Source organism: Croceivirga lutea, from assembly GCF_014235875.1.
Taxonomy (GTDB): domain Bacteria; phylum Bacteroidota; class Bacteroidia; order Flavobacteriales; family Flavobacteriaceae; genus Croceivirga; species Croceivirga lutea.
Genome location: NZ_JACJUK010000001.1, coordinates 265,417 through 277,031 on the forward strand (window position 1 = coordinate 265,417; position 11,615 = coordinate 277,031).

At 34.1% G+C, this 11,615-nt stretch carries 12 protein-coding genes; 3 read left to right on the plus strand and 9 right to left on the minus strand.

What is annotated here, in order from left to right:
• Window positions 1-4 precede the first annotated feature (4 nt).
• From H5V42_RS01280 to H5V42_RS01315, 8 genes are all read right to left on the minus strand, one after another.
• Window positions 5-2,404, minus strand: a complete 2,400-nt coding sequence (locus H5V42_RS01280) for a DNA translocase FtsK (protein ID WP_185781302.1) — start codon at window positions 2,402-2,404, stop codon at window positions 5-7.
• 21 nt (window positions 2,405-2,425) lie between these two features.
• Window positions 2,426-2,821 (minus strand): diacylglycerol kinase family protein, encoded by a 396-nt coding sequence (locus H5V42_RS01285; protein ID WP_185781303.1) that lies wholly within the window; start codon window positions 2,819-2,821, stop codon window positions 2,426-2,428.
• The gene (tpx, locus tag H5V42_RS01290; protein ID WP_185781304.1) at window positions 2,814-3,320 is read right to left on the minus strand and encodes a thiol peroxidase; all 507 of its coding nucleotides are present in this window, start codon (window positions 3,318-3,320) and stop codon (window positions 2,814-2,816) included. Before tpx ends, H5V42_RS01285 begins: the two co-directional genes overlap by 8 nt.
• A gap of 96 nt (window positions 3,321-3,416) precedes the next feature.
• Entirely contained in the window at window positions 3,417-3,674 is a 258-nt protein-coding gene (locus H5V42_RS01295) for a DUF6952 family protein (protein ID WP_185781305.1), read from the minus strand.
• Window positions 3,655-3,969 (minus strand): thioredoxin family protein, encoded by a 315-nt coding sequence (locus H5V42_RS01300; protein ID WP_185781306.1) that lies wholly within the window; start codon window positions 3,967-3,969, stop codon window positions 3,655-3,657. Before H5V42_RS01300 ends, H5V42_RS01295 begins: the two co-directional genes overlap by 20 nt.
• Window positions 3,970-3,978: 9 nt before the next feature.
• A complete protein-coding gene (locus H5V42_RS01305) occupies window positions 3,979-4,623 on the minus strand; it encodes a peroxiredoxin (RefSeq protein ID WP_185781307.1) in 645 nt (214 codons plus the stop codon).
• A gap of 213 nt (window positions 4,624-4,836) precedes the next feature.
• Complete coding sequence (nhaC, locus tag H5V42_RS01310; RefSeq protein WP_185781308.1) at window positions 4,837-6,318, minus strand: Na+/H+ antiporter NhaC; 1,482 nt, start codon at window positions 6,316-6,318, stop codon at window positions 4,837-4,839.
• A gap of 64 nt (window positions 6,319-6,382) precedes the next feature.
• The gene (locus H5V42_RS01315) at window positions 6,383-7,603 is read right to left on the minus strand and encodes an aminotransferase class I/II-fold pyridoxal phosphate-dependent enzyme (RefSeq protein ID WP_185781309.1); all 1,221 of its coding nucleotides are present in this window, start codon (window positions 7,601-7,603) and stop codon (window positions 6,383-6,385) included.
• 156 nt (window positions 7,604-7,759) lie between these two features.
• Here H5V42_RS01315 and H5V42_RS01320 point away from each other — a divergent pair, with 156 nt between their 5' ends.
• Window positions 7,760-8,221, plus strand: a complete 462-nt coding sequence (locus H5V42_RS01320; RefSeq protein WP_185781310.1) for an Lrp/AsnC family transcriptional regulator — start codon at window positions 7,760-7,762, stop codon at window positions 8,219-8,221.
• A 98-nt stretch (window positions 8,222-8,319) separates the two neighbouring features.
• The gene (gene lpdA / locus H5V42_RS01325) at window positions 8,320-9,726 is read left to right on the plus strand and encodes a dihydrolipoyl dehydrogenase (RefSeq protein ID WP_185781311.1); all 1,407 of its coding nucleotides are present in this window, start codon (window positions 8,320-8,322) and stop codon (window positions 9,724-9,726) included.
• A 28-nt stretch (window positions 9,727-9,754) separates the two neighbouring features.
• Here the strand turns inward: lpdA and H5V42_RS01330 are convergent, their stop codons facing one another.
• A complete protein-coding gene (locus H5V42_RS01330; protein WP_313792109.1) occupies window positions 9,755-10,945 on the minus strand; it encodes a heparan-alpha-glucosaminide N-acetyltransferase domain-containing protein in 1,191 nt (396 codons plus the stop codon).
• A 133-nt stretch (window positions 10,946-11,078) separates the two neighbouring features.
• Between H5V42_RS01330 and H5V42_RS01335 the strand changes: the two genes are divergently transcribed.
• Window positions 11,079-11,612, plus strand: coding sequence for an NADPH-dependent FMN reductase (locus H5V42_RS01335; protein ID WP_185781313.1), 534 nt, complete (start codon window positions 11,079-11,081; stop codon window positions 11,610-11,612).
• The last annotated feature ends 3 nt before the right edge of the window (window positions 11,613-11,615 follow it).

The window sequence follows — 11,615 nt, forward strand, 5'->3', positions numbered from 1 at the left end:
CAAATTAATTACTTGTTTCATTTTGTAATAATTGTTCTAAACTGAGCATATCTGGAACAAGAACTTGTCTTGCTTTACTACCTTCAAACGGTCCTACAATTCCGGCGGCCTCTAATTGGTCAATAATTCTACCCGCTCTGTTATATCCTAATTTTAATTTTCTTTGAATTAAAGAAGCTGAACCTTGCTGAGCAATAACAATTACTTCAGCGGCTTCTCTAAATTTAGAATCTCTATCTGAAATAGCATAATCAATAGCTGTGCCAGAATCGTCATTTCCAACATATTCTGGTAATAAATGTGCATCTGGATATGCGCGTTGTGACCCAATATACTCTGTTATTTTAGCAACTTCTGGAGTGTCTACAAATGCACATTGCAATCTAATAACATCATTACCTTGGGTAAATAGCATGTCTCCACGACCTATAAGTTGGTCAGCGCCTTGAGAATCTAAGATAGTTCTAGAGTCAATTTTAGAGGTAACTCTAAAGGCAACTCTAGCAGGGAAGTTTGCTTTAATAATACCCGTTATAACGTTAACAGAAGGTCTTTGGGTTGCTATAATTAAGTGTATACCAATAGCCCTAGCCAATTGTGCGAGCCTTGCAATTGGTGCTTCTACCTCTTTACCAGCGGTCATAATTAAATCAGCAAACTCATCAACAATAAGAACTATGTATGGTAAAAATTTATGCCCGTCGTTGGGATTTAATTTTCTTGCCTTGAATTTGGCATTGTATTCTTTGATATTACGTACCATGGCAAGTTTGAGTAGCTCGTAACGCTGGTCCATTTCAATACAAAGTGAATTTAGAGTGTTGATAACCTTGGTGTTATCTGTAATGATTGCTTCTTCAGAATCTGGAAGTTTGGCTAAGAAATGACGCTCTATTTTATTGTATAAAGTTAGTTCTACTTTCTTAGGATCAACAAGAACAAATTTTATTTCTGCAGGATGTTTTTTGTAAAGTAAAGAGGTAATTACCGCATTTAAACCCACAGATTTACCTTGACCAGTAGCACCAGCCATTAGCAAATGCGGCATTTTAGCCAAATCAACTACAAAGGTTTCATTACTAATAGTTTTACCAAAAGCAATTGGCAGTTGCATTTCCGCTTTTTGAAATTTGCTCGATGCAATAACAGAACGCATTGATACAATGGTAGCACTTTTGTTTGGCACTTCAATACCTATGGTTCCTTTACCAGGAATAGGTGCAATAATTCGAATGCCTAAGGCCGCAAGTGATAGGGCAATATCATCCTCTAAATTTTTAATCTTGGAAATACGAACTCCTGCCTCTGGCACAATTTCATAAAGCGTTACTGTTGGCCCAATGGTAGCTTTAATTTGAGCTATGCCAATCTTATAATTTTTAAGGGTAGAAACAATCTTATTTTTGTTTTCTTCGAGTTCTTCTTGATTAATTGTAATTCCGCCAGAAACACCATGCGGGTCTAGTAAATCTAGTGGCGGAAATTTATAATTACCCAATTCTAATTTGGGGTCAAATAATCCATGTTTTTTTACAAGTTCATTTGCTTTGCTATCTGTTTCTTCTAGTTCTTGAGTAATCTCTTCCACCTTTAAATCGAGCTCTTCTTCCTCTTCAGGGGTAGCAATGGTGACATCTAGCTCATTTTCAGGTTTAATTTTTGGAATGTCTTGTTTATGGGTATAAGCATCGTTAACACTAATGGTTTCTTTAGTAGTTGTGGTGCTTAAATCCATTTCAACATTGGTTGCATTGCTATCGTATGCAGAATTTTCTGTTGAGTTTTTGGTTGATTTAAAATTAGGTATGCTAAAGTTTCTTTCTCTAAAATAGTTGCCAATTGCTTCTGGAGAAAAATTGAATAATTGCACCATGACTACAATGAGCATAAAAATCAGTACTAAGAAAATTCCAATCTTACCAATGTAATCTTGAAGAAAATCATTCATTTCATACCCAACAGTACCCCCTAAAAGTGGCTTCTCAAAAAAGAAGAAGCCTAACGAAATCGAAATTAGAACAACAGCAAGTAATCCCCATATCCATTTACTCCATAATTTACTAGTCTTTAAACCTAAAAACAGGTAAAGACCGGTAATTGCTAATAATAATGGGAATACAAAAGCTGCTAGTCCAAAGCCTTTATACATAAAAAAATGACTTACTGCAGCACCAAATTTGTTTAGTAAGTTCTTAGCGTTGGCATTGCGGTCAGAAAACTCGGTTAGCAAACTTTGGTCTTCTTGCCAAGTAAAAAAATAGGACAGAAAAGAAAAAAACAATGCAATACTCAATAAAATGAGTAGGCTACCAAAAATGATTTTATTCTGTTTGGTAACCTTAAAAACCGATTTAGATTTTTTTGGAGTTGCTTTTGTTTTAGTTGTCCTTCTTTTTTTAGCCATAAAAAGCTTTAATTAACAAATTTACGGATGTGTGCCAGAAACGGATGTTAGCGCAATAATTTTTGGCACATAAATAATACAGCCCACAATAATTGCAATAATACTTGCAATCATTACAGCACCTGCAGCTATATCTTTTAAAAATCCAATTTTTTCATCAAAATTAGGTTGTACATAGTCGGCAATCTTTTCAATTGCAGTGTTCAAACCTTCAATACTCATAACTAGCCCAATGGCTAATAATTGTATTGCCCATTCGGTATTAGAAATTTTGAATACGAAACCGGCAATAGTTACCAGAATAGCAATACCAAATTGCACTTTGATGCTATTTTCTGTTTTTAAAAGTAAAAGTGCACCTTTCAGTGCAACTTTTACTCCTTTAATTCTATTTTCTAGTAGCGATTCTTTAGGCATTCATTAAAGCTTCAAGTGCTGCTTTATAGTTAGGCTCGTCTACAATTTCTGAAACTTGTTCTGTATGCAAAACTTTGCCTTCTTCATTAAGCACAACAACCGCACGTGAATGTAAACTCTTTAACGGTCCATCAACAAACTCTAAATTGTAGTTTTTACCAAAGTTACCATCTCTAAAATCAGACAATGTTTCTACTTTGTCAATACCTTCCGCTCCACAAAAACGAGCTTGTGCAAAAGGTAAATCTTTTGAGATGCATAATACCGCTGTATTTTCTAATTCAGCAGCTTCTTGGTTAAATTGTCTTACAGATTGTGCACATGTACCTGTATCTATACTCGGAAAAATATTAAGCACAACTTTTTTTCCTTTGTAGTTTGCTAGTGATGTTTCACTTAAATCGTTTTTAATAAGGGTGAAATCTGGTGCTTGACTTCCGGTTTGGGGTAAATTTCCGGCGGTATGTATTTGGTTTCCTTTTAAGGTTACTGTTGCCATGATAGTGTTTTTTCGATTTTTTTCAAAAATACTATAAAAAGAAAACCTCCCATAACGAATTACGGAAGGTTTCTGATTATTTAAATATTTACTGAATTACTTGTCTATAGCTCCAGTAACTCTGTTCATAAAACCATTAAGAGCTTCTTTTTTTGGTGTACCATGTTTTACTTCTTTGTAAACTTCAATAGCACCATACAGGTTTGAGATTAGTTCACCAATGGTGTCTAATTCTTCATCTTTTAAAGAAGGACTCTCAGTTAAATATTCTAACGTTTCTGCGGTTTCAATTAAGAAGTCTTCATCATTGTTTTCCGCAAAGCCAACCAAGTGTTTAATTATGGGTAACTTCATTAATTAGGGTTTTTAGCACATCATACTTATTGGTTTGCACTTGGTTTTTTAAACTTCCGCTTTTAAAGGCGGCAAAAGTTGGTAAATTATCAACCGTTGCCAATTTTCTAGATTCAGGAAATTTTTCAGCGTCTACCATAACAAACGTTACGTTTTCATTCTCCCTAGATTCTTTTTTGAACTTAGGTTTCATTATTCTGCAGTTTCCACACCAAGATGCCGAATATTGCACTATAACATTATCATTCTCTGAGATAATGTCTTGTAAATTATCTTGTTCTAATTCTAAAAGCATAGTTCTAAATTAATTTACATGATTAGCTAAATAGTCTGCAACGCCATTACGGTCTGCACTCATAGCTTCTTTACCTTCTTCCCAATCTGCAGGGCAAACCTCACCTTTTTCTTGTACATGTGTATAGGCATCAACTAAACGTAAAAACTCATTTACGTTTCTACCTAAAGGCATGTGGTTAATACTTTCATGGAACACGGTACCTTCTTCATCGATTAAATAAGTAGCTCTAAAAGTTACATTATCACCATCTAAAAGAATAGAGTTAGTTTCTTCATTATATTCCTCAGTTGTATTGTCGAGAATATTTAAAGCTGTTGCTAAATTTCTGTTGCTATCTGCAATAATTGGGTAAGTAACACCCTCTATACCACCGTTGTCTTTCTCGGTATTTAACCAAGCAAAATGTACTTCAGCGGTGTCACAAGAAGCACCAATTACTATTGTATTTCTTTTATCAAATTCTGCTTGCGCTTTTTGAAAAGCGTGTAGTTCTGTTGGGCAAACAAATGTAAAATCTTTAGGATACCAGAATAGTACAACCTTTTTGTTTTCTTCTTGAGCTTTTTTAAGCACGTTTAACTTAAAAACATCGCCTAGTTCGTCTATTGCGTTAACCTCGATATTTGGAAATTTTCTTCCTACAATTGCCATAATGAAAAGTGTTATTTATAAATTATAACACAAAATTACATTAGGTTAAAAGCTGAGAAAGAAAGATAAAATAAGTAAATCCTATTTTAAAATAGGTGAAAATAATGGCATAATAATCCGCCTATTTTTCTACGATTATAGCACTATTTAAATGGATATATTTTTGACAAAAAAGATTTATGTACTCAAAAGTGAGAATCCTTAAATAAAAAATTATTCGGTTACTATTTTTTTAATTTTTATTCTAAAGGCAGCGAAAAGTAACGTGGTAAACGGACTTAACCAATTAAAAAACGCATAACCTGCATAAGAAAGCGTATCTACACCTAAAACGCCACTTTGATAAGCTCCACAGGTGTTGTAAGGTATTAATACCGAAGTAACCGTACCAGAGTCTTCTAATGTTCTACTTAAATTTTCTGGAGCAAGACCTTTGTCTTTAAAAGCTTTAGCATACATTCTACCTGGTATTACAATAGCTAAATATTGGTCAGATGCAATGGCATTTAAACCAACACAGCTTATTACTGTGCTTAAGAAAAGCCCAAAAATAGAGTCAAATAGATTTAAAACTGCCTTACTTATTCTTGATAATGCTCCTATAGCATCCATAATACCACCAAAAACCATTGCGCAAACTATTAGCCAAATTGTACCCAACATACCAGACATTCCTCCAGAAGAAAATAAATCATTTAAAACTGAATTTGAGGTTTCAACAGCAGTATCAACAGTCATTGCATTAAAGACACCCTTGTAACCAGAAATTAAATTTAGTTCTTCTGAACCTCCAACTTTTGCAACAATATCTGGTTGAAAAATTAACGCAAAAAGTCCGCCTAAAAGAGTACCTGCTAATAGTGCAATTAATGGTGGTGTTTTTTTTACAATCATGACCACAACAATAACGGGTACTAAAAATAGCCACGGACTTATATAAAAAGCCTCCTCTATAGATGAAAGCATTGCACTAGTATCAGTACTACCAGATACATCTATAGAAACACTTATAATTGCAAAGATGATTAAGGTTACCACAATTGTTGGTACAGTGGTGTAGGTCATATATTTAATATGACTAAATAATTCTCCACCAGCCATGGCGGGTGCCAGGTTGGTGGTATCGCTTAGGGGAGACATTTTATCTCCGAAGTAAGCACCAGAAATTACAGCACCAGCCGTCATGCCAGCATCAATACCTAAAGCATTTCCAATTCCGATTAGGGCAATACCCACGGTTGCAGAAGTTGTCCAGCTACTACCTGTAGCAATTGAAATAATTGCACAAATTATAATACAAGCAGGTAGAAATATAGTCGGATTTAAAATTTTAAGTCCGTAATAAATCATAGAAGGAATTATGCCACTCAATAACCAGGTACCCGCTAGTGAACCAACAAATAACAATATTAATAGAGCTCCTGTTACCGATTTTATGTTTTCGGCAACCTCATCAATCATGGTTTGATAATCAACTTTATTAAAAAAACCAACTATTGCAGCTACAGCTGCCCCAAGCAAAAGAATAAACTGATTACTTCCGCTCAACGCATCATCACCAAACGCATAATAAACATTAAAAAAAAGCATGGCAACTAAAGCAAACACTGGAATCAAAGCTTCCCAAATGTTTAACTCCTTGTTTTCTACAACATTTTCATTTGCTCTAGAGTTGGTATCGTTGGTTTTTGACATAGTTTGAGAGTTAGTTGGAGGTTAATATTACAATTAATACCCATTTTAAGCAAACAACTTTTGTTTACGCCAACTCTTTTTGCTTGTCAAGAATGTTTAATTTTTGCATGCAAGATTTCATTCTTTTATAAGTATCAGTAATATCATGGTCTAAACCAATTGAAAAACGAATTAAACCTGTAGAAAGTCCCATCGTTTCTTGTTCCTCTAAAGGTATTTCAGATGAAGTTGAAGTACCAGGAGCGCTAAATAGCGTTTTATAGAAACCAAGACTTACTGCTAAATAGCCTAAATTTTCTTTTTGTAATAACTCCATTAAACTGTTGGCTTTTTCTAGAGAACCCACATCTATGGTTAATAGCCCACCAAAGCCAAATTCTTCATTCATTTGCTTTTTTAAAGTCTCATGACCAGGATGAGAAGGCAAACCAGGATAAACAACTTTTAGGCCATCTTTTTCAAAATGTTGTGCAAGATAATAGGCATTATCACTGTGCTTTTTCATGCGTATATGTAAGGTACGCATATTTTTGAGTATAGATGCAGCACGCAGACTATCAAGCGTACTTCCAAACAACATACCGGCACCATCATTAACATCCTTAAGACTCAAACAAAAATCAGTTGAAGCACAAACAGCGCCAGCCACACAATCACTAGTGCCATTAATAAACTTAGTTAGGCTGTGAATTACAATATCTGCTCCCAATTCTGCGGGAGATATGTTTGAAGGCGAAAAGGTATTATCTACCACCAAAGGAATGTTATGTTTTTTAGCAAGAATAGCTAATGCTTCAATATCTGCTACTTCTAACAACGGGTTACTAACTGCCTCGCAATAAATAAGTTTAGTGTTTTCAGTGATGGCCGCTTCAACTACAGATAGTTTGGTAATATCAACAAAACTAGTTTCTATATTAAGTTTAGGCAGAAAGTTTTTAAATAAGGCATAAGTTCCTCCGTAAATAGTTCTGCTAGAAACTATATGTTCATTAGCATTACACAACTGCATAACTACAGCGCTGATTGCACCCATTCCGCTGGCATAAACATTTGCGCTTTCAGTGTTTTCTAAAGCTGCCATTGCTTCACCCAAATATAAATTAGAGGGTGAGGAATGTCTGCTGTAGAGATAGCAGCCTTCAGTATTACCTTCAAAAGTATCAAACATAGTTTTTGCTGATAAAAAGGTATATGTAGATGAATCAGAAATAGAGGGATTAACCCCACCAAATTCACCAAAATAATGTAAATCTTGTACCGATTGTGCTGCTTTGCTTTTCATTTTATTGTAGTTGATTTTACATCTAAATTCCGAAATACATTTATATTTATCAACACATATAAAATAATATAGATATATTTTCTTTGTATAGTTATATAAATAGAATATAATTCTAAATAAGTATCAAATTGGTGCTCAGACACGAAAAAAAATTGTATGCGTTTAGATAAGATTGACAAAAGGCTACTCAACCTATTACAGGAAGATTGCAAACGAACCACTAAAGCATATGCGCTAGCATTAGAATTATCTACTACGGCGGTTTTTGAGCGAATTCGAAAGCTTGAAAATGGGGGATTCATAAAAAAATATGTAGCCTTACTAGACAATAGCATGGTACAAAAAGACTTTACTGTTTTTTGTCAAGTAAGATTAGTACAACATACCAAGCAAAATATTCTTCGTTTTGAAAAACAAATTCAACAATTACAAGAGGTTTCTAATTGCCATCATGTAAGTGGTGATTACGATTATATTTTAACCATTAATGTAAAAGACATGAAGGCTTATAGGGAGTTTATGGTAAATAAGCTTACAGCAATAGACCAGATTGGAAGTACACAAAGTTCTTTTTCTATTGATGTTATAAAATCAACAACCCAATTTGTTTTAGAGTAGTAATATAATGATGCTTGTTACATATAAATGTTTTGCGTAAACATTCGTATTTTTGAAGTTCTTTTAAGAATCATTTCGATTATAAATTCAAAATATATATGAGTCAATATGATGTAGCCGTGATAGGCTCAGGACCAGGTGGCTACGTGGCCGCAATTAGATGTGCCCAATTAGGAATGAAAACTGCAATTATAGAAAAGTATTCAACCTTGGGTGGAACATGTCTTAACGTAGGGTGTATACCATCAAAGGCGTTATTAGATTCCTCTCACCACTACGAAGATGCTGTAAAGCATTTTGAAGAACATGGTATTGAAATTCCGGGTGAAATAAAAGTGAACCTTGAGCAAATGATTGCTCGTAAAGATGGAGTTGTAGACCAGACGACTAAGGGAATTCAATTTTTAATGGATAAAAATAAAATTGAGGTTTTTGAAGGTGTTGGTAGCTTTAAAGACGCCACCCATATTAACATTAAAAAAGCAGACGGTAAAACAGAAACAATAGAAGCTAAGAACATTATTATTGCTACAGGTTCTAAACCTTCTACTTTACCATTTATTTCAATTGATAAAGAACGTATTATAACTTCTACAGAAGCTTTAAAACTTAAAGAAATACCAAAACACCTTATCGTAATTGGAGGGGGAGTAATTGGTTTAGAGCTTGGTCAAGTGTATAAAAGACTTGGTGCAGAGGTAACTGTTGTGGAGTACATGGACCGTATTATACCAGGTATGGATGCTGCACTTTCAAAAGAATTAATGAAAGTGATGAAAAAGCAGAAAGTAAAATTCAATTTATCTCATAAAGTAAAATCGGTTGAACGTAATGGAGATGAAATTGTGGTTAAGGCAGATGATAAAAAAGGTCAAGAAGTTGAGATTAAGGGTGATTATTGCCTTGTTTCTGTAGGAAGAAGACCATATACTGATGGATTAAATGCCGAAGCAGCTGGTGTAAAATTAGATGATAGAGGTAGAGTAGAGGTTAACGGTCATTTGAAAACCAATGTTTCTAATATTTACGCAATAGGTGATGTTGTTAAAGGTGCTATGTTGGCCCACAAAGCTGAAGAAGAAGGCGCAATGGTTGCTGAAATAATAGCGGGTCAAAAGCCACATATAGATTATAACCTAATACCTGGTGTAGTTTATACATGGCCAGAAGTTGCTGCTGTAGGAAAAACCGAAGAAGAATTAAAAGAAGCAGGTATTGAATACAAAGTAGGACAGTTTCCAATGCGTGCTTTAGGTAGAGCTCGAGCAAGTATGGATATTGATGGTTTTGTAAAAATTCTTGCGGATAAAAAGACAGATGAAGTTTTAGGAGTACATATGATTGGTGCACGTTGTGCAGATTTAATTACCGAGGCTGTTACTGCTATGGAATTTAGAGCATCTGCTGAAGATATTTCTAGAATGAGTCACGCGCATCCAACATATGCTGAGGCTGTTAAAGAAGCTGCGCTTGCAGCTACAGATGATAGAGCGCTACACGTTTAAAAAAGTAGACAATTTTAAATTGGCGAGATTAGTTTCTCGCCAATTTAAATATACGTTGTATCACCAATCGAATTCTTACTGTAATTTCTTTAAAGACGGGTACAGCAGTTTCATACCCAAATAGTAATTGTTCTCTTATAAATACCAGACCAGTATTTAATTGTGCTTTTATTTCTGCTTCATATTTTACGTATTGTAAGGAAGCAATAACGCATACAATCATAAATAATATGGCTGCAGGAATTGCTGCAGCAGCACTTAACTGGTGGTGGAAAAATTTGTAAAGTCCTAAGCCAGTAAAACTGCCATATAGCACAATAAAGTGTATTACATATATGGTAAGTGTACTACCGCCAATTTTTAAAACTGTTTTATTGGTTAAAACACTTCTAATTAACATAAAAACGGCAAATACCGTAAAAACATCTCCTAGTCTAATAAATAAATAGTTATTGTCTAAAATCAACTTAAAAAGTGAAATATCAGTAGCTATGTACAACCATTCAAAAAACGGAGAAGAATAAAAAATTAAGGTAAGACCTAAAACTATAGCCAATGTAATTGCTGTAGGATAAAGGTTTCTAGCATTTTTAAACTTCTTAAATAACAGTGCCAATGTACTACCAGCAGTTGCATACCCCAGCCACGGTATTATTGTGAATACAGAACCATTGGCTTTTGTAAAGTAATTAGCAATTCCGTTAGGTAAAAAACTAAAAGAATAAGATTTATATAGGGGTTCAAATAGAAATAACACCATGGTTATAGTTACCAATAGTAATGGAAAAACAAATGTTTTTTTATTGGCTGAAACAAGGTACAAACCAATAATAGCTAAAATTGATAAACCTATGCAGTGTAATACATCAACCAAATAGAAACTACTGTAAATATGCCCTTGAAAGAGGCCTAAAATATTTAGTCGTAATAGATAACCTATAGCTAGTAGCTGTAAACCTCTTTTAATACCTTTTTTTACCCTAGGATTTTCAAATCCAACTGTTGGAACTTTTATTAATAAATACGTGAAAATAAAACCAGATACTGTAAAAAATACTGGAGCAGTTATACCTCTAAAATATTTCCAAACAGAAAATATGATATTAGATTCGTCTCTAAAGATTGGGTCTAACAAACTATCAATAAAATGGCCTTGAAGCATCATTAAGATAGCCCAAGCACGCATAGCGTCTATAAAGTAAAGTCGGTTCGATTGCAATTTAACTCCCATTTTACACCCTATATACTCGTATTCAGGTAGTTTGGATTTTTAACAACGCGAAATTAGCTAAAAATCTGTGTGAAATCTTGTAATTGAGTTATTTTAGTGAAATTCAAAACAATTTGTTCTTATGGCTCAACTATTAGCATTCGCAGGAAGTAATTCTTCTAAATCTATCAATTACAAACTTGTACAATACACGGTTTCTCAGTTAAAGGGTCACAACGTACAGACCTTGAACATGGCTAATTTTCCATTTCCTATGTATAGTGAGGATGTAGAAAAAGAAGATGGTTTCTCAAATTCTTTGGTAGAGTTAAAAGATGATATACAAAATGCCGATGGACTAATTATTTCAGTTAACGAGCATAACGGTAATCCTTCTGCATACTTTAAAAACGTTTTGGATTGGCTCTCTAGATTAGAACGAAAATTTTTAGAAGGCAAAAAAGTTTTTCTAATGTCAACTTCCGGAGGTAAGCGTGGTGCTGCAGGAGCTTTGACGGTTATTGAATCTAGTATACCAAGATTTGGAGGTGAAACAGTAAGCACCTTTTCTTTACCTTCTTTCCACACTAATTTTACTTCCGAAAACGGTATTTCAGATGCAGATTTAGCAGCGTCTCATAAAAAAGCGCTAGAAACATTTATCAATAGTTTATAATTC